Genomic DNA, 24,681 nt, shown 5'->3' on the forward strand with positions numbered 1-24,681 from the left:
CCAGTTTCAGCTGGCGCGGGGCGGCAGGCGCACGATGGTCAGCATGTACCGGCCCAGCGCCTGAATGGCCTCGTAAAACTTGCCGAACTCCACGGGTTTGACCACGTAGCTCGCGGCGAACGCCTGATACGAGCGCAGGATGTCCTCCTCGGCGTGACTGGTCGTCAACATGATCACCGGGATGGTCATCAGCGCCGGGTCGTGCTTGAGCACCCGCAGCAACTCCAGGCCGTTCATGCGCGGCATGTTGATGTCCAGCAGGATCACGTCCGGGCGGGCCTTGGCCGGGTCGCGCAGGTACTTCAGAGCCTCGACACCGTCCCGGGCAATCTGCAGGTGATTCAGGATACCCGCGTCCGCGAACGCCTCCTGGGTCAGGATGATGTCGGCCTCGCTGTCCTCGACGAGCAGAATATGGACGGGCAGTGGGGTCTGGGTCATGGGAAGCCTCCGGCCCGCTTCCGGGCCACTGCGTGACAGTCTGGCAGGCGCACGTGATGGTGTGCCCCCATACAGGTTCACCCGCTCCCTACGCACCCTTGAGGCAGCCTTGACGTCCCGGCCGGTACTCTGGACGACATGAACGTGCTCCAGTACTCCCTGGCCGGCGGCGCCGCCTTCCGCACCCCGGACGCCCTGCTTCACGACCTGAGCCTCGGTGAGGCCGTCCAGACGGTTCCCGACCTGCCGTACACCCTGGGGGCCCTGCTGGAGCACCTGCAGGTCACGCAGCGGGCCAGTCTGGCCCTGGCGTCCGGACGGGCCGAAACGTGGCCGGATGGGCTGAACGTCTGGCCGGACGGGCCCTGGACCGCCGACCGACTCGCCGCAGTGCTTCTGGACCTGCGTGCCGGACTGGCCGAGGCGCAGGCTCTGGCAGCCGACCCGAGTACCCGGGCGCGGGACGTGCTGACCGACCTGGCGGTGCACAGCGCCTACCACTGGGGGCAGGTGGCCCTGCTGCGCCGCCTGCACGGGACGCTGCCCGGCCCGGAGCAGGCGTGACGGTCCTCGTCGGGTCCCTCAACCCGGGCAAGGTTCAGCCTGTGCAGGGCGTCTTCTCGGCTCTGTTCCCCGGCCTGGAGGTGCGGGGCGTGGCGGTGCCCAGCGGCGTGCGTGATCAGCCCATCGGGGTGGGGGAGACCCGGCGGGGGGCCGTGAACCGCGCGCGCCGCGCCGCCCGCCGTCCGGGAGCGACCTGGGGTGTGGGCCTGGAAGGTGGGGTGCGGGTCGAGCGGGGACAGGGTTGGCTGTTCGGGGTGGTGGCGGCCGTGCGGGCGCAGGACGAGACGCTCCTGATGTCCCGCACGGCGGAACTCCCGGTGCCTCCGGCGGTGCTGCCCCGCGTGCTGGCCGGTGAGGAACTGGGCCGGGTGATGGACGCCGTGCTGGGCACCACGGACCTGAAGCGTGGGGCGGGCACGGTGGGCGCCCTGACAGGTGGACTGGTGACCCGCCCGGGCGTGTGGGCCCAGGCGCTGGCCCTGGCGCTGGTGCCCGCCCTGCACCCGGACCTGTACCCGTCCGCAGCAGATGGGAAAAACGAACGTCTGTTAGGCTCGGACTCGTGAGCACCTGGATCCAGTCCCGCCAGATCGGCCCCGCCACCGTCCACTCCCTGACCGACGGCGAGTTTCGCCTGGACGGCGGCGCCATGTTCGGCAGCGTCCCCCGCGTCCTGTGGGAGCGGGCCACCACCCCCGACCACCTCAACCGCATCCGCCTGCGCATCAACCCCCTGCTGATCCAGCTGGACGGAGAGAACATTCTCGTCGAAACCGGCATGTGGGACCAGGGCGGCGAGAAATTCGAGGCCATGTATGCCCTCGACCGTGACGAGACCGTCTTCCGCGGCCTGGACGCCATGAACCTGACTCCCGAGGACATTCACCTCGTCATCAACACGCACCTGCACTTCGACCACGCCGGACGCAACGTCACCACGCTGGGCGAACCCACCTTCCCCAACGCCCGCTACGTCGTGCAGAAACAGGAACTCCACGACGCCCGCCACACCCACGAACGCAGCCGCGCCAGCTACCTCCCCGCGTACATCGACCCCATCGAGCATGCGGGCCTGTTCGACATCGTGGACGGCGAACACGACCTGCGCCCCGGCCTGAGCGTCCTCCCGCTCCCCGGACACAACCTCGGCCAGCAGGGCGTCGTCCTGCGGCAGGACGGACAGACCCTCGTGTACGTGGCCGACCTGATCCCCACCCTGGCCCACGCCCCCACCGCGTACATCATGGGCTACGACCTGTACCCCGTCACCACGCTGGAAACCCGCAAACGGTACCTGGGGCAATGGTTCGAGGAAGGCGCCCTGATCTGCACCCCCCACGACCCGGACACCGCCTTCGCGCAGCTGCATCTCAACCCCAGAGGTGGCTTCACGCTCGCGCCGGATCAGCACCCCTGAACACGCCCGCACCCCGACACGCTACCCTGCGGGAGTTCATGCGTTCACTGCTGCCCCTGCTGTTCACGGCCCTGACTGTCCTGCCCTCAGCCTGGGCAGCCAGTCTCGACCCGCACTACTACCCGCACCGCCCCGGCACCCGCTGGACCTACAGCAGCGGCGAAACGCAGCTGGTCGGCGCGCCGGTCACCCACCGCGGCGTGACCGTCGTGCCGCTGAGCCACCAGTTCGGCAGCACCACCTACAGCCAGGACATGCTCGAGTACCGCCCTGACGGCAGCGTCTGGCTGCGCGGCGTGAACGCGGCCGGCCGGCTCAGCTGGTACGCCGCGCCCCTGCTCGTGTACCCCACCGGCCCACTGAAACCCGGCCAGACGTGGCAGTCCAGCACCGGAACCCTGCGCATGACCGTCACCGTGACTGGCGTCGCTCCTCTGAAACTGGCTGCCGGATCCTTCAACGCCCTGATCCTGCGCAGCGAGACCGTCACCGGCGGCAAGGCCAGCGTGCAGCTCAGCTACTTCGTTCCCGCCCTGGGCATCGTCCGCTACCAGACCGCGGACGGCAGCACCATCGACCTGCAACGCTGATCCCTACGGGAGGTGCAGAAGTCCCGAGAGACCTGCTCACCCGTAAAACGATGAAAGTTGCCGGAGCACACCTCTGCGCGAAAAAAGCCCTGGACGCACGGTCACACCCAGGGCGACGGCGGCGGTCAGTTTCGGCGGCGCCGGGCGCGGTAGGTGAGCAGGGACACGTACATCTTCGTGCGCGCCTTCGCGCCACCCCAGAAGCCCCGCTTCTTCTCCTTGACGACCTGCGCCACGTTCGGCAGTTCCACGTACGCCCACCGGGCCCCGGTAGCCTTCAGGTGCCGCGTGATCGCCGGTTCCGGCCAGCGTTCCGTGCCCAGGTCCGGTACCGAGAGCAGCCACTCGCGGCGGCAGGCCCGCTGACCACTCAGATGCGGGGTCAGTTTGTTCCCCCAGTCGGTCACGAACCCGCCACCCTCGAACACACCGATGCTCATGTCCAGCTCGCCGCGCAGCACCGGCTCACACAGGGCGCGCAGATGCTCGTCCGTCAGGCCGGTCAGGTCCGCGTCCAGCAGCACCACGACCTCCGCCTGCGCGGCCAGCAGCGCCGCGTGCAGCGCCCCGCCCTTGCCGAGGTTGTCCGGCAGGTCCACAACGACGGCGCCCGCCTCGCGCGCCACGCGGGCCGTATCGTCCACGCTGCCGTCGGACGCCACGACCACCTCCGGCGTGAAGGTCCGCGCCACGCGCACAACCTCGCCGACGGTATCCTCCTCATTGAACGCCGCAATCACCACTGCGCTGGAAGACCCCAAGGCACCCGACATGCCGCCCATGGTACCCGCCACGTCGCCTCTGACCAAACCGTCCCGGGCACGCAGAGCGATGCCCGTGGTCTACCGTCACGCTTCCAGAGCCAGTGGACGCGCAGAGCTGCGCCGCGGCGCGCTCATCCGATGAGAGACGCGGCTGACCTCCCAGCGGGCTCCAGTTCCACCCCGGGGCCACCTGCACGCCCCAGGGCTCCACTTCCAACCGCTGTCCTTTTCAGGTGCTCGCTCCGCTCGATTCAGAGGTCTTCAGAGGGATTGAGAAAGCCCTTCAACACCTCTGAATTCTGCTGCCGGAGCCCCGGGGTGACCCGGGTCCGGAGCTGACCACCACGGTCAGTTCGTGATCCGCAGCTCGGCCGTGGACAGCTCCGCCGCCTCTGCGGCCGGCACCGGCACGTCCGCGGTCAGCGCGGCACTCAGCCACGACCCGTGCCGCACCAGCAGCAGATTGCCGCCCGGCAGGCGCGCCACCAGCAGGTCGTGCAGCACCATCGGGGCCAAGCCCGGCATCATCACGACCAGTTCGCCCTTGTAATCCCAGCGGATCGTCACGCCCCGCCCCTCCACCTGAATGCTCAGCGGTTCGTCCGTGAGAACCGCGCTGACGAACCCGCCGCCGGACGTCAGCGTGAGCTGCGTGACCGCCCGGCCCTCCGGGAGGGACTCCGGATCGTGCAGGGCCACGTGAAGCGCCGCGTGCAGTCGGTCCGCGACCGTCCGGTGCAGCCCCAGGGTCTGCGCCGCCGCCCGGAACGCCTGCGCGGCGCTGTCGGCCGGCAGGCGGGCCAGGCGCTGAACCAGGGTCTCCACACCCTTGCGCGCGAAGGACAGCAGCACGTCCGGCGTGGAATCCTGGTACTTCCGGGCGCTGTCCGGCGTGAGTTTCTCGGGCTGGAGTGCGCCGCCGCGCAGCACCTGCGCCGCCGCACGGGCCAGCCGCAGGAACGCGAAGTCGTGCGCCGGGTCCAGCAGCAGCGCCGTGGCCCGCGCGGTCGACGCGCGCCGCCCCAGCTCCTGCGCCGTGTGACTCTCGACCACCAGGGTCAGGTACGCGCCGCTGACGAACGCGCGGAACTGCTGATCGGGCAGCTTCAGCGTCTGCGACCGCTCGTGCGTCGGAAGGCCCGGCCGCAGCAGGGTCAGCTGCGATCCCACCTGCAACTGCCAGTTCGGTCCGATCGGCTGCCACTCGATGTTCAGGCCCCGCCAGCGGGTGCTGCTGCCCCCCCGCAGGTACACGGTGAGGCGCTCGGCTCCATCGTCCGGGACGCGCATGGCGCTGCCCGCATGCTGCGCGAACAGGATGCTGCCCTGCGGCGCCCCGTTCAGGCTGGGTTTCGGCAGGGCTTCCAGGATGGGGTCCAGCAGCTGCGAGACGTGCCGCGCGGCCGCGCGGATCGCCGGCCGTTCCCGCGGATCGCGCGGCAGCGGAAACTCGGCCCGCAGCGCCCGGATCAGCAATTCGCGCGCCTCGTGCGAGATGGGTTCCCGTTCCGCCGCGGCAATCCGGGCAGCCAGCACGTCCTCATCCGGATGGCGGGGGAACGGCTCGGCATGCACCGCCGACAGCGCCGCCCGCACGCGCGCCCGCCCGTCCTCGGTCAGCAGCAGCACCGACAGGGCCGCGGCCAGCCGCCCGGTGACCTCCGGGTCGTGCAGGTCCATCAGCGCGTCGTGGGCCGGTGGGACCGCCAGGGGCTGCGTGCCGGGGCGTCCCAGCCGCTCGGCGTTCTCGATGAGGGTGTACAGCACCCGCAGGTGCGCGAATTCCGGTTCGCGCTGCCAGCGAAGCGTCAGGTCCCGCGTCTGCCCGGCCGCCCGCTGGTGCCACTGCAGCAGCTGAAGTTCCTCCCACGCGCGCGACTCGTCGGAATCGGCCGTGGGCGGCGCGGTCCAGGTACTCTGTCCTCCGTGCCCGGAGCGGGCGCGGGTCTGCCGGACCGGGTTGCCCTGGTGCAGCCGGTACTGCCGGTCGGTTTCCATCAGGCGGCGCAGCAGCCCGGCGTCGAGCGGGGCGCCCAGCAACTCGTCTCGCAGCAGGGCCAGGCCGCGGCGCCCGCCGCGCGGCACGCGGCCCTCCACGAGGTCCTGGACCTTGTACTCATACAGTTCCACGAGTTCAAGCCAGTGGTCCACGGTGCACCTCCGGGCGGGTGTTCAGGATGGCGGTGGGCATCGGCCTCAGTATGCCGCTTCGGTCCGCCGGGCGCGCCGGCAACCCTGACGGGGGGCGGGACGATCCTTGATGTAAGGCGCTGGACAGCGCCGCCCTGTATAACAGGAGTCAATGAAGTGCCTCGCTCTTCCGTTCCCGCGCGCGAACCGGGTTGGCCTGTGACGCCCCTGCTGCTCGCCGCGCTCTTCATCGTCGGGGTGCTGCTGACGGTCCGGCTCGGCGAGCGCGTGCTGAGCATCGTGGCCGCCGTGGTCGTGGGCCTGCTGGGGCTGCTGCTGGGTGCGCTGGCCCTGGGCGTGGGGGGGCCGGGCGGCGCGGCGCAGCTGAGCGAACTGAGCCGCGCGCAGGGCGTGCTGGTGGCCGCCGGGTTCCTGATCACCACGGCGGCGTACCACATGGGCCGGATGGTCCTGCCGAGCCTGGATCGCCCGGGGCGCCGGCCGGTCAAGGTGCAGCGGACGGCTGCGCCCACCCAGGTGCCGCGCCGCTCGACGCTGAGCCCGTCCAAGGTCACCAGCGACCTGCGCTTCCAGGAGTACGAGGTGCTCGACCGGATCGGGATCGGTGGGATGGGCAGCGTGTACCGTGCGCGTCGCCGGCAGGACGGCCGCACGGTTGCCCTGAAGGTCCCGCAGGACAAGTACCTCGCGGACGCGAAGTTCGTCAAACGCTTCTACCGCGAGGCGGAGGTCCTCAAGCGGTTCAGTCATCCGAACATCGTGCGGGTGTACGACTACCGCATGCAGGATCCCGAGCATTACATCGCGATGGAATTCCTGGACGGCAGCAGTCTCGAGGACCTGCTGGAAAACCGCACGCTGGCCTTCGCGGAAAGCGCGCAGATCATTCGCGCCCTTGCCGACGCGCTGCGGCACATCCACGCGCAGAACGTCGTGCACCGCGACATCAAGCCCGCCAACGTCATGATCCTGAAAAACGCGTTCACGGAGGGCATCCTGCGGGAGGGCGGCGTGAAGCTCATGGACTTCGGCATCGCGGTCGGGAAGGTCCTGACCCGGCTGACCATGACGGGCGCGCGCGTCGGGACGCCCATCTACATGGCGCCCGAACAGGCCAAGGGCAACCGCGTGGACGCCCGCAGCGACGTGTACTCGCTCGGCCTGCTCGCCTACGAGATGGTCACCGGGCAGACTGCCTTCAAGGGCAGCTACGAGGCCGTCGTGCACCAGCAGGTCTTCGAGTCCCCCAAGCCGCCCAAGCAGGTTCGCCTGGAAGTGCCGGGGAAGCTGAACGACCTGATCCTGCACATGATCGAAAAGGACCCCGCCTCCCGCCCCACCCTGGACGACGTGATCGCCCGGATCGACGCCGGGGTGCTCAGCGATGACGTGTTCAACGACCCGGTCGCCCTGGCGCTGAGCGTGCAGGAGAAACGCGGCACGCTGCGCCTGCTGGACCTGAAAGGCAAGCTGCGCGCCAGTCTGCGCGACCAGACGGCGCAGGGCCTGCCGGGCGCCCCGAACGCCATGGCCAGCGACCACGCCGGCAACCTGTACGTGACCCTGCTCGACTACCGCCAGGGCAAGGCCGGCGCGCTGGTCCGCAAGCTTGACGCTGACGGCAAGGAGCTGACGTCCTTCGGAGCGTACGGTCTGGGCGAGGGTGAGCTGCTGCAACCGGTCAGCGTGGCTGTCGCGCAGGGCCACCTGTACGTCCTGGACGCCGAAGCGCACCACGTGGTGATGTTCGACCTGGACGGCAGGTTCATCCGCCGGTTCGGAGGGCGGGGCCAGGGTCTGGGCCGGTTCGAGCGGCCCCGCTGCATCGTGGCGGCGCCCGACGGGCACGTGTACGTGCTCGACACCGGCAACAACGAGGTGCAGCGGTTCAGCGCGCAGGGAGAGTACATCAGCCGCTTCGCGTTCCGCCTGGACCGCAACAGCGACGCCCTGCGTCCCCTCGAGGGGCTGGGCGTGGATCAGTTCGGGGCGGTATACATCGTGGACAGCGTGGCCCGCAAGGTGCGCAAGATCGAGGCGGACGGCTCGCCCGGCCTGACCTTCTCGATGGAGACCCTGGTGGGCGAACCCACCGACGCGCCCTGGCTGATTCAGATCGGTCCGGACGGGCAGATGTACGCCGTACGTCAGGGTGGACAGGTGCTGCGCATCTACTCCAGTGTCGGCGACCTGCTGTCCTCGAACGACATGTACGCGCCGGTGCAGGCCATGTCGCTGCTGCAGCGTCCCCACGTGCTGCAACCGGCCTGACGGTGCCGCTGCCCACCCTGACGCTGTACACCCGCGCCGGATGCCACCTGTGTGAGCAGGCCGCCGCGCACCTGGGCGCGATGGACCTCGCGTTCACCCCGGTCGATATCGACACGGCCCCCGACCTGCGGCTCCGCTGGACCGATCACGTACCGGTCCTGGCCTGGACACCCCCAGGGCAGCCGGAGCAGGTGCTGGGCAAGGGAGCGTTCAGCCGCGCCCGACTGGGGGCCCTGAAGCTGATCCTGATGCGCGCGACCTGAACCGGCCGCTCCGGCCTGTGGGACGCGCGCCGGTGCGTGGGGACGCTATGGTGGGCGCATGAGTAACCGCACCCTTCCCGCCGGAGTGCCCGCGTGAGCTGGCTGGAGCGCCTCCGTGACGGGCTGTCCAAGACCCGCAGGCAGATCAACGACACCGCCGGTTTTCTCGGCACCGACGTCCGCGACGTCCTCACCAACCGCCTGGAGACCATCGAGGACCTCGAATACGCCCTGATCGCCGCTGACGTGGGCCGCGCCGCCACCGAGGAGATCCTGGAGGACATCCGCCGCAGCGAGGGCAAGAACCTTCAGGACGCGCTGATGGACGCCCTGACCCTGCAACTCGAACCGGACTCGAAACGTGCCGAGTTCCGCAAGCTGGGCTTCAGCCCGGACGCGCGGCGCAGCAGCGTGGACCCCAGAGGCCACGTCGTGATGGTCATCGGCGTGAATGGAGTGGGGAAGACCACCACCATCGCCAAGCTGGGGCAGTACTACGTGGACCGCGGGAAGAGCGTGATGTTCGCCGCGGGAGACACCTTCCGTGCCGCGGCGGGCACGCAGCTGGGCGTGTGGGGCGACCGCCTGGGCATCCCGGTCGTGCAGGGCGTGGACGGCGGCGACCCGGCCGCGGTCGCCTTTGACGGCGCCGCCGCCCGCGCGGCGCGCGGCACGGACCTGCTGTTCGTCGACACCGCCGGGAGATTGCACAACAAGCACAACCTGATGGAGGAACTGAAGAAGGTCCGCCGCGTGATCGAGAAAGCCGACCCGAACGAACCCGCCGAGGTGTGGCTGGTGCTGGACGCCGTGACCGGCCAGAACGGGCTGCAGCAGGCGAAGAAGTTCCACGAGTCCACGCCGCTGACCGGCGTGATCGTCACGAAACTGGACGGCACCGCCAAGGGCGGCATCCTGGTGCCGATCGTGCGGGAACTGGGCGTGCCGATCAAGTTCATCGGGGTGGGCGAGCAGCCCGGCGACCTGCAACCCTTCGACAGCCGCGAGTTTGTCCGCGCGCTGTTCGACGTGAACATCCCCCGCGAGTAACGGCAGACAGAGGCGGCCCCCAGGTGATCCGGGGGGCCGCCTCTGTCTTTGCGGGGTTACTGGGTGCTGCGGGGGTCGAGCACATCGCGCAGACCGTCGCCGAGCAGGTTGAAGCCCAGCACGGTCAGGAAGATGGCCAGACCCGGGAAGATCATGGTCCACGGGGCGTCCAGGTAGTACTGGCGGCTATCGCTGATCATGGTGCCCCACTCGGGCAGGGGAGGCTGCGCGCCGATGCCCAGGAAGCCCAGCGCGGCGACCTCGATCGTCGCGGTGGCGATGCTCAGCGCGCCCTGCACGATCAGCGGCGACAGGCTGTTGGGCAGCACGTGACGGAACACCATGCGCCACTGCGAGGCACCCAGCGCACCGGCCGCCGCGACGAACTCCCGCTCGCGGAGGGACAGCACGACGCCGCGCGCCAGCCTCAGGTACACCGGGATCTGCACCAGGGACACGGCCAGCATGGCGGTGACCAGTTGCGGGCTGTTCAGCGCGAACAGCCGGTCCATGCCCGCGATCAGCAGGGGTGGATTGTCGGCGCTGAAGATGCTGGCAAAGCCGATGGCCAGCAGAATGCCGGGAAAGGCCAGCATGACGTCCGTCACGTAGCCCAGGATGCTGTCCAGCCACCCGCCGAAGTACCCGGCGAGCACGCCCAGCAGGGAACCCAGCACCAGGGCCAGGATGGTGCTGACCACCCCGACCTTCAGGCTGATGCGGGTGCCGTGCAGCACGCGGGTCATGATGTCGCGGCCCAGGTTGTCCGTCCCGAACGGCGCGGCGAACACGTTCACCTTGCCGCTGACGGGATCGGTGTACGTCTGCTTCGCCTCCTCGTTCCACAGGGCCGTGACGGACGGCGGCTTGAGGCGCAGGGAGTACCGGTTGGGTTCGTTGCGCGGATCGTAGGGTTTCAGGACGCTGGCGAACACGGCGAGCAGCACGAACGCGAGCACGATCACCGCGCCGACCTTGCCGGGCGCGCTGCGCCGGAAGCGCCGCCAGAAGATGCTGTCCTGTTTGGGGGTGGACTGCGGAACAGTCGTTGTCGTCATCGGGTCACTGTTCCTTTCAGCTGTACTGGATGCGCGGGTCGAGAGCGGCGTAACTGAGGTCCACGAGCAGGTTCACGACGCTGACCACCAGGGCCGCGAAGATCACGCCGCCCTGGATGATCGGGTAGTCGCGCTGGCTGATCGCGTCGTACACCCAGGAGCCCAGGCCCGGCCAGGAGAAGATCGTCTCGGTCAGCACGGCGCCGCCCAGCAGCGCGCCCGCCTGCAGGCCGATCACAGTCACGACCGGCAGCAGCGCGTTGCGAAGCGCGTGCTTCATGGTCACGGTGCGGTCTGCGAGGCCCTTGGCGCGGGCGGTCCGCACGTAATCCTGGTTCAGGACGTCCAGCATCGAGGACCGCGTGATGCGGGCCACGATCGCCAGCGGGATGCTGCCCAGCGCGATGGCCGGGAGGATCAGGTGGCGCACGCTGTCCCACGCGGCGCCCGGCTGTCCGCGCAGCAGCGCGTCAAGCACGTTGAGACCGGTGATGGGCGCGATGTCGAACTCCGTGCCGATGCGGCCGCTGGGCGGGAGGATGCCCAGTTTCACGCCGAAGAAGTACGACAGCAGCAGGCCCAGCCAGAAGACCGGCATGCTCACGCCGAGCAGCGAGATGGTCGTGGCGAGGTTGTCCCAGATGCTGTTGCGCCGCAGGGCCGCCAGGATCCCGGCGGGCATACCGATCAGCAGCGCGACCAGCAGCGCCGCGATGCTCAGTTCCGCCGTGGCGGGAAAACGGGCTTTCAGGTCATCCAGGACGGGGATGTTGCTCTTCAGTCCGGTGCCCAGGTCGCCGCTGAGCAGGGCGGACATGTACTTCGGGTACTGCGCGTCCAGCGGGTTGGCCGGGTTGAAGAACCAGGGTTTGTTCAGGCCCAGCTGCTCGCGCAGCGCGGCGGCGGCTTCGGGCGTGGCGCGCTCGCCGAGCATGGCGACGGCCGGGTCGCCGGGAATGGAGCGGACGAACACGAACACGACCAGACTGATGCCCAGCATGACCAGCAGGGTGCGTGCAAGGCGGCGGATCAGGTAACTGCCCAAGGTGGATCTCCAGAAGGTGAGGGGGTGGCCCAACGCGGGAGGGCCGGAGCTGGCCTGTGCAAGGCGCTGCTCCGGCCCCCGCGTTCAGCCGGGTGTTACTTCTTGCTGCCGACGCTGATGGTGTTGAAGGGTTCGCTGCCGAGCGGGCTGGGGGTCCAGCCCTTCACGTAGCTGCGCGCGGCGGCCAGCGGGTTGCTGTGCACCATGGGAATACGGTACGCGGCGTTGTAGGTCAGTTCGTGCAGCTGCTGGTACACCTTGGCCTTGGCGGCCTGGGTGTTCGCTGCGCGGCCCTGCTGGAGCAGCGTCTCGACGTTGGAGGGGTTCCAGTTGATGTCGTCGCTGGCGTTGCTGCCGTAGTAGGCGCCGTAGAAGTTGTCCGGGTCGCCGTAGTCGCCGGTCCAGCCGATCATGTACATGTCGAAGCCGGGTTCCTTGTTGCGGTCCTGGAGGTACTTGGCCCAGTCCTCGGTCTTCAGGTTGACTTTCACGCCGATGGCGCTCAGGTCGGCGGCGATGGCTTCTGCGATGGGTTTGGGCGTGGGGAAGTACGGGCGGCTGACGGGCATGTACCACAGGTCGATGCTGAAGCCGTTGGGGTAGCCGGCGTCGGCCAGCATCTTCTTGGCGGCGGCGGGGTCGAACTTGTAGTCGGCCGGGACCTTGGGGCTGTTCGCCCAGGCCAGGACAGGGGGCAGGAAGCTGGCGTTGCTGATGCCCAGGCCGTTCCAGAAGGCGTTGGCGATTTCTTTCTTGTTGATCGCCATGCTGATCGCCTGACGGACCTTCTCGTTCTTGAGGTACTGGTTGCGGTTGTTCAGGCTCAGGAAGCCCACGTTGAAGCTGGGGCGCTTGACGGCCACCAGGTTCTTGTCGCTCTGCACGCTCTTGAGGCTGTCGGGCGTCAGGTCGTTGGCGAAGTCGATGGTCCCGGCCTTCAGTTCGTTCAGGCGCTGGCTGGCGTCCTTGATCGAGCGGATGACCAGCTGGTCGACCTTGGCCTTTTCACCCCAGTACAGCTTGTTGGGCAGCAGGGTCACGCGGTCGCCGGTGCGCCAGCTCTGGAAGATGAACGGGCCGGTGCCGACGGGCTTGCTGGCGGGCGTGCCGTACTTGGCGCCTTCCTTCTTGATGGCCGCAGGGCTGGCGATGCCGAAGTACCCGGCGGCCAGCACGTCCGGCAGGACGCTGGAGGGCTTGTTCAGGTCGATGCGCACGGTGCTGTCGTTGACCTTGACGATGTTCTTGATGACGGCGGTGGCGTCGCCCTTGTAGCCGCCGAGCAGTTCGCCGACGATCTCGAAGGTGCGGCCCTGGTCACGGAAGCCGTAGGGGTGGTTCTTGTCCCACCAGCGGCCCAGGTTGAAGATCACGGCGTCGGCGTTCATGGGGGTGCCGTCGTGGAAGCGCACGCCCTTGCGCAGCGTGAACGTCCAGGCGGTGTTGTTCGCGTTCGCGGTCCACTTGGTGGCCAGGCCGGGCTTGAGGTCGGTGGTGCCGTCCTCGAAGTCGACCAGGGTGTCGTAGATCTGCCGCTGCACCAGGATGCTGATGCCGTCGGTGATGTTGCCGGATTCCAGGCTGACGGGTTCGCCGTTGCCGCCGAAGACCAGGGTGGCCGCGGAGGCGGCGCTCAGGGTGGAGAGCAGGGCAGTCAGAAGCACTTTCTTCATGGAACCTCCGGTCCTGACCGGCGTGAGTTCACGGCGCGGGGCGCGCGTGAACATCAGTGGACGGCAGGACGATGAAAAGGAAAACGTGCGTTCAGGGTATGGGCCACCCCCGGGGGTGTCAAGCGCGGGGTCCCGTCCAGCCGCGCGGGAGCGTCCAGGGGGCCCCCCCGGGCGGGGAGGTCACCCTGTCACGCTCACCCGATGGGGGTGGCCAGAATGCCTAGCCCGTCCACCTCGACTTCCACGACGTCGCCCGTCACCAGCGGGCCCACGCCGTCGGGGGTGCCGGTCAGCACCACGTCGCCGGGTTCCAGGATCACGAAGCGCGTCAGGTACACGAGGATCTCCGCGACCGGAAAGATCATCTGCGAGGTCCGGCCGTCCTGACGGACCACGCCGTTCACGCGGGTCTGCACGCGCACGTCGCGCGGGTCGAAGTCGGTTTCCAGCCAGGGGCCCAGCGGGCAGAAGCGGTCGGCGGCCTTGGCGCGGAACCACTGGAGGTCCGTCTTCTGCCGGTCGCGGGCCGTCAGGTCCAGCCCGTTGGTGTACCCGGCGACGCAGTCCAGGGCGTTGTCCAGGGTCAGGTGGCGGGCGCGCGTGCCGATGACCAGCGCCAGTTCGCCCTCGAAGTGGAAGTTATCGGTCCAGTCGGGTCGCTCGACCGTGCCGCCCGGCTCGGCCAGCGCGTTGGGACCTTTCAGGAAGATGCCGGGTTCGCTGGGCAGGTCGCCCGTATCGTTGCCCAGCTCGCGGATGTGGTCCAGGTAGTTGCGGCCCACGCACACGATCTTGGTGGGTTCGGCGGGGGCCAGCAGGGTCACGCTGGTCAGCGGCAGGGTGTCGCCGGTGGGCTCGCCGCCCATACCGCGCGTGACCTGAATGTGCTCGCCGGTCAGGACGCCCCACTGGGCCGGGCCGCTGGGGCCTTCCGTTGCAAATCGGATCAGTTGCATGGCCGCAGGATAGGGCGCGCGGGTCGGCCGCACCTGAGGGGCCGGGGGGCGTCGTCAGCCGGCGCGGTCGCAGATCAGGTGCTGGATGGGCGCTGGCCGGGCGAAGTGGAAGCCCTGCAGGTAGGTGCAGCCGGCGTCGCGCAGCAGCCGGGCCTGCTGTTCGGTCTCGACGCCCTCGGCGACGGTCGTGACGCGCAGCGAGCGGGCCAGGGCGACGATGGCGCGGATGACTTCCAGGGCGCGGTCGCCCGCGTCGCCGGTCTGGCCGACGCCGCGCACGAACGACCGGTCGATCTTGAGGTGCTGGACGGGCAGGGTGGACAGCGCCGAGAGGCTGGAGTACCCGGTGCCGAAGTCGTCGAGTGCCAGCTGTACGCCCAGCGCCTGCAGGTCGGTCAGGACGCTGCGGGCCACCTCGGCGTTCAGGAGGGAGGTTTCGGTGATTTCCAGCACGAGTCGCCGGGGGTCGATGGCGGTGTCGCGCAGGATGGCGGCCACGAGGTTCGCGTAGCCGGGCTGCGTGAATTCCAGCGGGCTGACGTTCACCGAGACGCGGCTGAGCTGGCCGCTGCGCAGCAGGCGGGCGGCCTCGCGCAGCATGAATGCACCCAGCTGGTGGATCTGGCCGGAACTTTCGGCCAGTGGGATGAAATCGGCGGGACTGACGAGCTGCCCGCCGCGCTGCCAGCGGATCAGGGCCTCGTGTGCCACCGTGCTGTAATCGTTTGCACAGACGATCGGCTGAAAGTACGCCATCAGCTCTCCGCGGTCCTGCGCGCGGTGCAGGGCGCTGAGCAGTTCCAGGTCCGCCGCGCTGCGCGAATCATGGTTCGCGTTGAAGTACGCCCAGCTCATGCCCCCGCGCTTGGCGCGGTACATCGCGGCGTCCGCGCGGGCCAGCATCTCCTCGGCGTCCACCCCGTCGTCCGGGTACAGGCTCACGCCCGCGCTGAAGGTCACGAACAGTTCCTGACCGTTCAGGTCAAGCGGCGGGGTCATGGCCCCTTTCAGGCGCGTCAGGACCCGCTCGGTATCCTGCACCTCCCGCACGTCGGTCAGCAGCAGCGCGAACTCGTCTCCGCCCAGGCGCGCCACCAGATCACTGCTGCCCACCTGATCCCGTAGGCGCTGCCCGACCCCGCGCAGCAGCTCGTCCCCTGCGGCGTGACCCAGGGAATCGTTCACGACCTTGAAGTGATCCAGGTCCAGCAGGATCAGCGCCACGCGCTCGCCGGACAGCGTGACGCGCTGCGTGGCCTGACGCAGTCGGTCCCGGAACTGCGCCCGGTTGGGCAGACCGGTCAGATCGTCCGTCATGGACAGCCGCTGGAGCTGCGCCCTCACGCCCCGGCGATCCAGTTCACTGCCGACCAGGCCGGCCAGCCCGATGAGGCCCTCGACCTGCTGGGGCGTGAAGGCGCGGGGCTGGTGATCGATCACGCACAGGGTCCCCAGGATGTACCCGTCGGCATTCAGGACCGGCACCCCCAGGTAGGCCCGGACGTTTAGGTCACTGGTCACGCAGCCCAGGTCCGCCACCAGTGGCAGCTCATGCGTGTCGGGGACCACCAGCGCCTTGCCGCGCTGCACCACGATGGGGCAGATGGCCGCCTCACGCGGGCAGGCGGGCAGGTCCGTGCCCAGATGCGACACGAACCACAGCTGATCCCGGCCCAGCAGCGTGAACAGCGCCACCGGGGCGCCGCTGATCACCTGCGCCAGTCGGGTCAGGCGCTCGAACGTGAAGTCGGCCGTCCCCAGCAGCCCGGTGGCCTCGACGGCGTCCAGCCGGCCTGTCTCATCGCCGAGGATGACCAGCGGCTGAGCTGCGGTCGGAGGAATCGGGGTGTCCATAGATGAAGTGTTCTTTAAGGCCTGTCACATAAATCTTTTCGACATCATCCAAAAGCTCAGGCTGACACCGAGGAGGCCGTGAACCGGGAAATGCCGTCACAGCGGAGTTCAGAGGTCTTCAGGTGATCCCCACAGACCTCTAAATCGAGCGGACTCATGCCGCCGCACCGCAGAGCGAGTCTCTGAAACGACCGTGGTCTGCAGCGGAGTCCTGGGACCGACAACACGCTCCAGGCTGCAGCTGAACATCACGGTCTCGCCGGGCCCACATCACCTGACGCCCGGCCGGCGCTCGACCAGCACCGGCGGGCACCCCGGAATACCAGGATGCCCGCCGTCCCGGAACGGTTACTTGAGCAGGTGGCGGCTGATCACGACGCGCTGGATCTCGTTGGTGCCCTCGTAGATCATGTTCAGCTTCACGTCGCGCAGCAGCTTCTCGACCGGGTACTCGGCCACGTACCCGTACCCGCCGTGAATCTGGATGCCCTCGTTCGCGGCGTTGAACGCCATCTCGCTGCAGTACGCCTTGGCAATCGCACTCTCGAACCCGTGAGGCTGCCCCTGATCCACCAGCCACGCGGCCTTCTGGTACATCAGGCGGCCCGTCTCGATGCCGATGGCCATCTCGGCCAGCTTGAACTGGATCGCCTGGAACTCCGCGATGGGCCGGCCGAACGCGGCGCGGTCCTTGGCGTACTTGACGCTTTCCTCCATGGCGCGCCGCGCGATGCCCACCGAGCCCGCCGCGACCGGAATGCGGGTCTTGTCCAGGGTCTTCATGGCGATCTTGAAGCCGTCCCCCAGGCCGCCCAGCTGGTTCTCTTTGGGCACGCGGACGTTCTCGAACACCAGTTCGCTGGTCAGGCTGGCGCGCTGCCCCAGCTTGTGTTTGATCTTGTTGTACGAGAAGCCCGGCGCGTCCTTGGGCACGACCAGCGCCACGGTCGCGCGGTGCCCGCCCTGCCGGTCCGTGGTGGCGAACACGACGGTCACCTCGGCCAGACCGCCGTTACTGATCCACATCTTCGTGCCGTTGATGACCCATTCGTCGCCGTCCAGCACGGCGGTGGTGCCCATCGCGGCGGCGTCCGAGCCGTTGTTCGGTTCGCTCAGCGCGAACGCGGCCAGCCCGGCCTTCTCGGTCAGGGGCGTCAGGAAGCGCCGGTGCTGCTCCTCGGTGCCGCCGATCAGGATCGGGGCGATGCCCAGTTCGCTGGCCATCAGGACGGTGTAGATGCCCATGCAGCCGTACGCGATCTCCTCGCCGATCAGGCATTCGTCGAACATGCCCAGGCCCAGGCCGCCCGCGTGCTCGGGGATGCTGGGGTTGAGCAGGCCGACCTCGAAGGCCTTCTCGACGACCTGCCAGGGCAGTTCCTCCTTCTGGTCGTACTCGGAGGCGATCGGAATGATCTCCTTGCGGGTGAAGTCGCGGGCGAGCTGCTGCAGCTGGCGTTGTTCGTCGTTCAGGGTGAAGTCCATGGTCACTCCTCGGGTGGGCGCACGGTGACGCCAGAAATGGGGATTGTACTGGGTTCAATCTTATCAGGACCGGGCGTGCCGCCGCACCTGTTCCCGCCGCGGTGGCGTGCCCCTGTCCTGCCCCGCCGACCCCCCGAGCAGATGCAGGCGCGCAGGAGGGCCAGGCGCGACGGCCCTGACCTCAGCTGACCGTGGCCCCTGACGCGCCCCCCTGGTCCCGTGAGGACCTGAGGCCCATCGTCTGGCATCCGGTGCGGTCAGCACTTACAGAGGCAGGCCGCCTTCAGGTGACGCCTGACCCATCTGAACTGGCAGCCCGACACCTGCCGGGGCGTCGCTTCACGGTGGTGTGCTGACCGTCGGGCCTGCATTCCCCGCATTCTGTGCGCGCTGGACGCTCCACAGGGGACGGCAGAGCGCACAGATGAAGCCTGAATGAAATGGCAAATTGCCAGCATCTGCCAGAATGATCTGGCGATATGCCATACAAGAATCTCTCCCGAGTTCAGGCCCTGATCCGCCACGCGCTGGAAGAACACTCCGCGCGCGGCCACCAGGGCGACCTACCTGAAGGCAAAGTCACGCTGCGTCTCCAGGCTGTCGACTACTACTGGCTGACGCAACTGGCCGAACTGATGGACGGCAGCCGCACCCGCGCCGCGTCGCAACTGCTGTCCGCCGCCATCCGCGACGCCGCGCAGGCCGCCGACCTCCCCACCGAGGGCGAGGCCTTCCAGACCGCCTTCCGCGCCTTCCTGCACCAGGAATTCCCGCACGAGACCTCGCCGCCCACCCACCCCTGACCGGAGGTCCCCATGCCCCACCACACCGAACTCATCGCCGCGCTGGCCGTCGGCCTGACCCTCGCCTTCTTCGGCGGCCTTCTCGCCACCCGACTGCGCCTGCCGCCCCTGGTCGGCTACCTGCTCGCCGGGATCGCCGTCGGACCCTTCACGCCCGGCTTCGTCGCGGACGCCGACATCGCCGCTCAACTCTCGGAAATCGGCGTGATCCTGCTGATGTTCGGCGTCGGGCTGCACTTCTCCATCGGCGACCTGCTCGCCGTTCGCCGCATCGCGATTCCCGGCGCGCTCGTGCAGATCGTCGTCGCCACGCTGCTCGGCATGGGCGCCGCACACCTGTGGGGCTGGCCCCTGGGGCAGGGCCTCGTCTTCGGCCTCGCGCTGTCCGTCGCCAGTACCGTCGTGCTGCTGCGCGCCCTGGAAGAACGCGGCACCCTGAGCACCGCCAGCGGTCAGATCGCCGTGGGCTGGCTGGTCGTCGAGGACCTCGTGATGGTGCTGGCCCTGGTCCTGCTGCCCGCCCTGGCCCCCCTGCTGCAGGGCGGCGGCCCCCTGAACCTCGGCGAGATCGCCATGTCCCTGGGCCTCACGCTGGGTAAGGTCGCGCTGTTCGTCGCGCTGATGATGATCGCCGGGCGGCGCTTCGTGCCCTGGCTGCTGACCCGCGTGGCGCGGCTCGGCTCACGCGAACTGTTCACCCTGGCCGTGCTCGGCACCGCCCTGGGCATCGCCTACGGCGCGGGCGTCCTGTTCGACGTGTCCTTCGCGCTGGGTGCCTTCCTGGCCGGCGTGGTCGCCAGCGAAAGCAAGTTCAGCCAGCAGGCAGCCGAGGACGCCCTGCCCTTCCAGGACGCCTTCGCGGTGCTGTTCTTCGTGGCGGTCGGCATGCTGTTCAACCCCGCCATCCTGCTCAGCGCGCCGCTGCTGGTCATCGGCACCGCCCTGATCATCATGATCGGCAAGACCGTCGCCGCCTTCCTGATCGTCCGCGCCCTGCGCTATCCGGTCGGCACCGCCCTGACCGTCGCCTTCTCCCTGGCGCAGATCGGCGAATTCTCGTTCATCCTGGCCACGCTGGGCCGCGACCTGAACCTGCTGACCGCTCAGGGCCAGAACCTGATCCTGGCCGGCGCGATCATCTCCATCACCCTGAACCCCTTCCTGTTCCGCGCCATGCCCACCCTGCAGCGCTGGCTGGGAGCCGAGCCGGCCACCACCCCGGCACCCCAGCCGCTTCGCCTGCGCGGGCACGCCCTCCTGATCGGGTACGGCCGGGTCGGACAGCTGACCGCGCAGGCCCTCCAGGCGCAGGCCACCCCGCTGGCCGTCATCGAGCAGGACGAGAGCCGCGCCGCCACCCTCCGCGAGCAGAACGTCCCGGTCGTGCAGGGTGACGCGACCCGCCCCGACACCCTGCATCTCGCGGCGGCAGAGCACGCGAAGGTCGTGGTGATCGCCACCCCGGACGCCATCCAGACGACCCTGATCATGGAACAGGTCCGCGCCCTGAACCCGGACGTGCACGTCATCGTCCGCACGCACGACGAGCACACCCGCAGCGCCCTGCACGACCTGGGCGCCACCGAGGTCCTGTACGGCGAGCATCAGCTGGGGGTCGCCATGGGTGAGCGGGCCCGCAGCGCCGTCCTCACCCCCTGACCGCCATCAACGGCCCGCTGCTGGCCCGCCCGTCACTGCAATTCGCGCAGGACGGCGGCCAGCAGCAGCACATTCACGCACAGCAGCACGTTCGACACCGGTCCCACCCACCCGGCCTCGAAGCCGCCCGCGTTCCGGCGGGTTTTTCTGCGTTTCGCACGTCGTTTCCGGGCCACTGGTCCGCGAAGCTAGCACTCACACGCCCACTGGAACGCGAAAAATCCCCCAAACTCACCCGCCGGGGGCAGCGGGACACCGCCTCAGACGGCGTCCGGCGACCTCGTCACGCCCGTCGGCACAGGGGCAGGGGAGGAACGCCGCCTCCACCCGCCCCGTTCCGGTTCGTTTACATCCCGAACCGGGCGTAGATGTCGTCCACGTGCCGCAGGTACCAGCCCAGGTCGAAGGCCTCATCCAGTTCCGCGTCACTCAGGGGACTTTCGGGATCGGCCTTCAACAGGTCGCGCAGGCCCTCGCCGGTCTCCCAGGAGCGCAGGGCGTTGCGCTGCACCAGCGTGTAGGCGTCCTCGCGGGTCAGGCCCTTCTCGTCGATCAGGGCGTGCAGCACCCGCTGGCTGAACACTAGGCCGCCCAGGTCGTTCAGGTTGCGCAGCATCCGGTCGGGGAACACCACGAGGTCACGCAGCACGCCCGTCAGGCGGCGCGTGGCGTAACTGGTCGCGGCGGTCGCGTCGGGCAGGATGACCCGCTCGGCGCTGGAATGGCTGATGTCCCGCTCGTGCCACAGCGGCACGTTCTCCAGGCCCGTCAGCAGGTACCCGCGCAGCAGGCGCGCCAGACCCGTCACGTTCTCCGTGAGGATCGGGTTCTTCTTGTGCGGCATGGACGAACTGCCGGTCTGGCCCTTCCCGAAGGGTTCCATCGCCTCGCGTACCTCGCTGCGCTGCAGGTGGCGGATTTCCACGGCGATCTTCTCGACGGTCGTGCCATAGATCGCCAGGGCGCTGAGCACCTCCGCGTGACGGTCGCGCGCCAGCGTCTGGTTCGTGACGGGCGCCGCCTGCCAGCCCCACGCCTGCGCGACCTCCTCCTCGATGCGGGGCGAGACGTGCGCGAACGTCCCCACCGAACCCGACAACATGACCACCTGAATCCGCTTGCGCGCGGCGTGCAGGCGCTCCAGGTCGCGGTCCAGGGTCGCCATCCAGTTCAGGAACTTCAGGCCGAACGTCATCGGTTCGGCGTGAATGCCGTGCGTGCGGCCCACCGTCGGCGTGTGCTTGTGCGCCGCCGCCTGAATGCGGCACACCTCGCGCAGCGCCTCCACGTCCGTGATGATCACGCCCAGCGCCTCGTCCAGCACGAGGTTCTGCGCCGTGTCCACCACGTCCGTGCTCGTCAGGCCGTGATGGATGAACCGCGCCTCGTCCCCGTAGCGGTCGGTCAGGGCGCGCGTGAACGCCACGATGTCGTGCCGGGTCACCGCCTCGATCTCCGCGACCTTCAAAGCGAACGCCTCGTCCAGCGGGTCGGCCGCGCTCTGGGCAGTCAGGGTGTCGAAGGCGGCCTGGGGCACCTCGCCGTGCCGCGCCTGCGCCTGCATGGCAGCCAGCTCCACGCGTAGCCACGCGCGGTACTTACTGGCCTCGCTCCACAGCGCCTTCATCTCCGGGGTCAGGTAACGGTCAATCACGGTTTTCCAGCGTACCACCCCCCCGCCGCTGCCCGCCGCGCGGTGTCCAGTCGGGGAACGCTCCCCCCCACGCCACCGGCGGTCACCCCCGATTGGTGGTCGGGACGCGAACTTTTTCGTGTTCACAGCTTTCCGTCAGCTTCGCGGTGCACACTGCCGATGTTGTCTCAATTCACGGCGGCCACCGCGCCGCCCCCTGCCAGAGGAGGCCCCATGAACCGCACCCTGATCGTCCTGACCGCCCTGACCCTGGGCACCGCCGCGCTGGCCGAGGGCACCACCACGCCCACCACCCCCGCGCCCACGACGACCGTCACGCTGCCCGGCAACGTCACCGCCAGCGCCGCCGACGCCTGGAAGGCCTTCGTCGCGGCGGGCGGAACCGCCACGCTGCTCGGCGCGGACGGCAGCGTCATCGGCACCCTGAATGCCGACGGGACCGTCACCCTGACCGGCACGGCGACCCTGAGCGACGTCCGAAGCGTCAAGCTGACCCCCGCGACCGGCGAGGCCATCACCGTGAACGTCACCCGGGACCTCAGCAAGCCCGGCGCGATCAAGGTCGAGCTCACCGACGCGCGTGGCCGCACGCAGTCCCTGCCCCTCCCGGCCGTCGTGAACCGCCTGAAGGTCACCGCGCCCGGCAGCGATGAGGTTGACGAGAGTGGCGAGGACGGCGAGAAGGACAAGTCGGACAAGTCCGGCAAGGACGACAAGGGCGACAAGGGCGACAAGGGCGAGCAGGGCGGCAAGCCCAGCACCAACCCCGGCAAGGGCAGACCCTGAGCTGAGGCCAACTCACGCGGCGGGACGTTCCACGAGGAGCGTCCCGCCCTGTGCATGGGTGCGCTAGCCTGACCGCGTGAGCCTCACGCCTGCCGACCTGCGCGCCGCAGCACTGCGGACCCTGACGCCTGCGCCCGGCGTGCAGGCCGCGCTGGACCGCCTGGGCTTCGTGCAGGCCGACCCGATCCGCGCGCCCGCCCGCGCGCAGGACCTCACCCTGATGGCCCGCGTGAGGGACTACCGCGCTGGGGACCTCGAACGGCTATACCCGACGCTGGACGCTGAGGAAGACATCATCCCCAACTACGGGTTCGTGACGCGGGACGTGCAGCGCCTCCTGCACCCGCGCGAGGTGCCCGAAACGCGCGTGGAACGCGAACATCCCGGCCTGATCGCGGACGTCCGCGCCGTCCTGCACGAGCGGGGCGAGGTGCATCCCCGTGATGTAATCGCTGCGCTGGGCGCCCGGCGCGCCTCGAACTACTGGGGCGGCAACAGTCAGGCGACCACCCGTGCGCTGGACGCCCTGCACTACCGGGGCGAGGCGCGGATCGTGCGCCGCGACGGTGGCGTGCGCGTGTACGGGCTGGCCCCTCACCTGGATGCCCTGCGGGCCGACCCGCTGCCCACCCCGGACCGCCTGCGCGCGGTGGTGCGGTTGCTGGCGCGGCTGTACGGCCCGCTGCCGGAGGCCAGCCTGCGCTACCTGACCAGCCTGTCCGGCTACGGCCTGCCGCACCTGCGCGCGGACCTGCGCGGCGCGCTGCGGGACGTCCTGAAGGGCGACCTGGAGGGGGTGCGCGTGGACGGCGTGCCTTACGTGTGGGCGCCGGGCGATCACCCCGGCGACGCGCCCGCCCCGCGTGGCGTGCGGATCGTCAACCCCTTCGACCCGCTGGTGTGGGACCGCCGGCGCTTCGAGCACCTGCACGGCTGGGCGTACCGCTTCGAGGCGTACACGCCCGCCCCGAAGCGCACCATGGGCTACTACGCGCTGCCGCTGCTGCACGCGGGCCGCGCGGTCGGCTGGGCGAACCTGAGCGTCGGCGGCCCGAGTGGGGGCAGCGGCACGCTGACGGCAGGGATCGGTCTGCGGCCCGGCGTGCGGCGCACCGCCACGTTCACGGCCGCGCTGGACCGCGAACTGGAACGGTACCGCGCGTTCCTGAACGCCGCTCAGGTCGAGGTGTCGGACCAGACCTGAGCGGCGCGGGCCAGCGCCCCCGCCACGCCATCCGATCCCGCAGCCCGGCGCCGCAGGGTCTGCCGGGCCGTGGACAGCAGGTTCAGGGCCAGTCCCGCCCGCTCCTGTGCCCGCAGCGCCCCCGGGGAGAGGGGCCGCCCAGCGTGCGCCAGCGCGTCCGCGTAGACCGCCCGCAGGTCATCGCCCAGCCGCGCGCGTTCCCCGGCGTCCAGCCGCAGCGCCAGCAGGTGCGCCAGATCCTCGCCCGGCAGGCTGGGATGCACCTGCCCGTAATCGATCAGGACCGGCGTGCCGTCCGCGCGGGACCACAGCACCTGCCCCGCGTGAATGTCCCCATGCACCAGCGTCCAGACCGGCGCGTCCCGCAGCAGCGCCGGAAGGGCCCGCGCGGCGTCCAGCAGCGCGTCCCGCTGCGCGGCGGGCAGATCCGGCACGCCGGGCCGAGCCTGCCACCGAGCCACGCGATTCCGGTCCAGTACCTCCTCCGGGCGCCACACCCACTCACCGCTCAGGGCCGCGCGGCCCTGAGCGGCCCAGTGCGCGTGTAGGGCTGCCAGCAGCCGCACCACGTCCCGCAGCCCCTCCTCGCGCGCGGCGTCGTCCGTGAAGTAGCCCCAGCCGGTCGTCGCGTCCGTCAGGTCCCGCATCAGCAGGTGCGCCAGCGGACGATCCGCGCTGCGGGCCGCGTGCAGCAGCGCCGCATGCGGCACCGGGCACCCCGGCGCGAGGTCCCTCAGGTACGTCGCCTCCCGTTCCAGGCGCACAGCCGCCCGCGCGTCCCGCCACCCGGCCAGGAGGTACTTCAGGAACAGCGGCCCACCCGCCGACGCGTAGCGGGCGAAGGCCGCGCCCTCGCCCACCCAGGATTCCCGCAGGCGCGCGCCGGGAAACTGCGCGCGCAGCGAACGCGGCCACACGCGGGCGTCCACCGCCACCTCGCCGGACGGGGCGCGCCACGTATCCGCCAGCAGCGCCCCCAGCCGCATCAGGTCA

At 69.6% G+C, this 24,681-nt stretch carries 23 protein-coding genes; 11 read left to right on the forward strand and 12 right to left on the reverse strand.

Translation table 11 applies throughout. From position 1 onward, the window contains the following. Positions 1-6 precede the first annotated feature (6 nt). Positions 7-441, reverse strand: a complete 435-nt coding sequence (locus IEY69_RS03180) for a response regulator (RefSeq protein ID WP_189071676.1) — start codon at positions 439-441, stop codon at positions 7-9. 138 nt (positions 442-579) lie between these two features. On the opposite strand from IEY69_RS03180, the gene IEY69_RS03185 reads away from it, so the two are divergent. Genes IEY69_RS03185 through IEY69_RS03200 form a run of 4 tightly spaced genes read left to right on the forward strand, consistent with a single transcriptional unit; the run spans position 580 to position 3,012 of the window. Continuing rightward, positions 580-1,005, forward strand: a complete 426-nt coding sequence (locus tag IEY69_RS03185; RefSeq protein ID WP_189071677.1) for a DinB family protein — start codon at positions 580-582, stop codon at positions 1,003-1,005. Next, positions 1,002-1,571 (forward strand): inosine/xanthosine triphosphatase, encoded by a 570-nt coding sequence (gene yjjX / locus IEY69_RS03190; RefSeq protein WP_189071678.1) that lies wholly within the window; start codon positions 1,002-1,004, stop codon positions 1,569-1,571. Before IEY69_RS03185 ends, yjjX begins: the two co-directional genes overlap by 4 nt. Beyond that, positions 1,568-2,422, forward strand: a complete 855-nt coding sequence (locus IEY69_RS03195) for an MBL fold metallo-hydrolase (RefSeq protein ID WP_189071679.1) — start codon at positions 1,568-1,570, stop codon at positions 2,420-2,422. The genes yjjX and IEY69_RS03195 overlap by 4 nt, the downstream gene beginning before the upstream one ends. Positions 2,423-2,460: 38 nt before the next feature. Next, the gene (locus IEY69_RS03200) at positions 2,461-3,012 is read left to right on the forward strand and encodes a hypothetical protein (protein ID WP_189071680.1); all 552 of its coding nucleotides are present in this window, start codon (positions 2,461-2,463) and stop codon (positions 3,010-3,012) included. Between the two features lie 125 nt (positions 3,013-3,137). Here IEY69_RS03200 and IEY69_RS03205 read toward each other — a convergent pair whose 3' ends face one another. Together IEY69_RS03205 and IEY69_RS03210 are read right to left on the reverse strand one after the other, a co-directional pair. Then, positions 3,138-3,794 (reverse strand): glycosyltransferase, encoded by a 657-nt coding sequence (locus IEY69_RS03205; RefSeq protein ID WP_189072343.1) that lies wholly within the window; start codon positions 3,792-3,794, stop codon positions 3,138-3,140. A gap of 330 nt (positions 3,795-4,124) precedes the next feature. Further along, positions 4,125-5,927 carry a hypothetical protein gene (locus tag IEY69_RS03210; RefSeq protein WP_189071681.1) on the reverse strand — a complete coding sequence of 601 codons (1,803 nt, stop codon included), beginning with the start codon at positions 5,925-5,927 and terminating at the stop codon, positions 4,125-4,127. A 198-nt stretch (positions 5,928-6,125) separates the two neighbouring features. Between IEY69_RS03210 and IEY69_RS03215 the strand changes: the two genes are divergently transcribed. The 3 genes from IEY69_RS03215 to ftsY all read left to right on the forward strand — a co-directional run bounded on the left by IEY69_RS03215 (position 6,126) and on the right by ftsY (position 9,511). Next, entirely contained in the window at positions 6,126-8,198 is a 2,073-nt protein-coding gene (locus IEY69_RS03215) for a protein kinase domain-containing protein (RefSeq protein ID WP_189071682.1), read from the forward strand. A gap of 2 nt (positions 8,199-8,200) precedes the next feature. After that, positions 8,201-8,461 carry a glutaredoxin family protein gene (locus IEY69_RS03220; protein WP_189071683.1) on the forward strand — a complete coding sequence of 87 codons (261 nt, stop codon included), beginning with the start codon at positions 8,201-8,203 and terminating at the stop codon, positions 8,459-8,461. A gap of 93 nt (positions 8,462-8,554) precedes the next feature. Then, the gene (ftsY, locus tag IEY69_RS03225) at positions 8,555-9,511 is read left to right on the forward strand and encodes a signal recognition particle-docking protein FtsY (protein ID WP_189071684.1); all 957 of its coding nucleotides are present in this window, start codon (positions 8,555-8,557) and stop codon (positions 9,509-9,511) included. A 56-nt stretch (positions 9,512-9,567) separates the two neighbouring features. On the opposite strand, the gene IEY69_RS03230 is transcribed toward ftsY, so the two are convergent. From IEY69_RS03230 to IEY69_RS03255, 6 genes are all read right to left on the reverse strand, one after another. Further along, the gene (locus tag IEY69_RS03230) at positions 9,568-10,569 is read right to left on the reverse strand and encodes an ABC transporter permease (RefSeq protein ID WP_189071685.1); all 1,002 of its coding nucleotides are present in this window, start codon (positions 10,567-10,569) and stop codon (positions 9,568-9,570) included. A gap of 16 nt (positions 10,570-10,585) precedes the next feature. Continuing rightward, positions 10,586-11,614, reverse strand: coding sequence for an ABC transporter permease (locus IEY69_RS03235; protein ID WP_189071686.1), 1,029 nt, complete (start codon positions 11,612-11,614; stop codon positions 10,586-10,588). Between the two features lie 95 nt (positions 11,615-11,709). Next, complete coding sequence (locus IEY69_RS03240; protein WP_189071687.1) at positions 11,710-13,287, reverse strand: ABC transporter substrate-binding protein; 1,578 nt, start codon at positions 13,285-13,287, stop codon at positions 11,710-11,712. A 194-nt stretch (positions 13,288-13,481) separates the two neighbouring features. After that, positions 13,482-14,243 (reverse strand): fumarylacetoacetate hydrolase family protein, encoded by a 762-nt coding sequence (locus IEY69_RS03245; protein WP_189071688.1) that lies wholly within the window; start codon positions 14,241-14,243, stop codon positions 13,482-13,484. Positions 14,244-14,297: 54 nt separating this feature from the next. Continuing rightward, positions 14,298-16,097 carry a putative bifunctional diguanylate cyclase/phosphodiesterase gene (locus tag IEY69_RS03250; RefSeq protein WP_189071689.1) on the reverse strand — a complete coding sequence of 600 codons (1,800 nt, stop codon included), beginning with the start codon at positions 16,095-16,097 and terminating at the stop codon, positions 14,298-14,300. Positions 16,098-16,445: 348 nt separating this feature from the next. Beyond that, entirely contained in the window at positions 16,446-17,582 is a 1,137-nt protein-coding gene (locus tag IEY69_RS03255; RefSeq protein ID WP_189071690.1) for an acyl-CoA dehydrogenase family protein, read from the reverse strand. Between the two features lie 479 nt (positions 17,583-18,061). On the opposite strand from IEY69_RS03255, the gene IEY69_RS03260 reads away from it, so the two are divergent. Continuing rightward, complete coding sequence (locus tag IEY69_RS03260) at positions 18,062-18,385, forward strand: hypothetical protein (RefSeq protein ID WP_229783587.1); 324 nt, start codon at positions 18,062-18,064, stop codon at positions 18,383-18,385. 12 nt (positions 18,386-18,397) lie between these two features. Further along, a complete protein-coding gene (locus tag IEY69_RS03265; protein ID WP_189071691.1) occupies positions 18,398-20,044 on the forward strand; it encodes a cation:proton antiporter domain-containing protein in 1,647 nt (548 codons plus the stop codon). 32 nt (positions 20,045-20,076) lie between these two features. Here the strand turns inward: IEY69_RS03265 and IEY69_RS03270 are convergent, their stop codons facing one another. Beyond that, positions 20,077-20,220 (reverse strand): hypothetical protein, encoded by a 144-nt coding sequence (locus IEY69_RS03270; RefSeq protein ID WP_189071692.1) that lies wholly within the window; start codon positions 20,218-20,220, stop codon positions 20,077-20,079. A gap of 170 nt (positions 20,221-20,390) precedes the next feature. Further along, entirely contained in the window at positions 20,391-21,698 is a 1,308-nt protein-coding gene (gene purB / locus IEY69_RS03275; RefSeq protein ID WP_189071693.1) for an adenylosuccinate lyase, read from the reverse strand. Between the two features lie 213 nt (positions 21,699-21,911). On the opposite strand from purB, the gene IEY69_RS03280 reads away from it, so the two are divergent. Continuing rightward, positions 21,912-22,484 carry a hypothetical protein gene (locus IEY69_RS03280; protein ID WP_229783589.1) on the forward strand — a complete coding sequence of 191 codons (573 nt, stop codon included), beginning with the start codon at positions 21,912-21,914 and terminating at the stop codon, positions 22,482-22,484. A gap of 76 nt (positions 22,485-22,560) precedes the next feature. Beyond that, positions 22,561-23,688 carry a DNA glycosylase AlkZ-like family protein gene (locus tag IEY69_RS03285; protein WP_189071695.1) on the forward strand — a complete coding sequence of 376 codons (1,128 nt, stop codon included), beginning with the start codon at positions 22,561-22,563 and terminating at the stop codon, positions 23,686-23,688. Here IEY69_RS03285 and IEY69_RS03290 read toward each other — a convergent pair. After that, the gene (locus IEY69_RS03290; protein WP_189071696.1) at positions 23,661-24,674 is read right to left on the reverse strand and encodes a phosphotransferase family protein; all 1,014 of its coding nucleotides are present in this window, start codon (positions 24,672-24,674) and stop codon (positions 23,661-23,663) included. The genes IEY69_RS03285 and IEY69_RS03290 overlap by 28 nt on opposite strands. Positions 24,675-24,681: the final 7 nt, after the last annotated feature.

It is taken from the genome of Deinococcus sedimenti, assembly GCF_014648135.1.
Classification (GTDB): Bacteria; Deinococcota; Deinococci; order Deinococcales; family Deinococcaceae; genus Deinococcus; species Deinococcus sedimenti.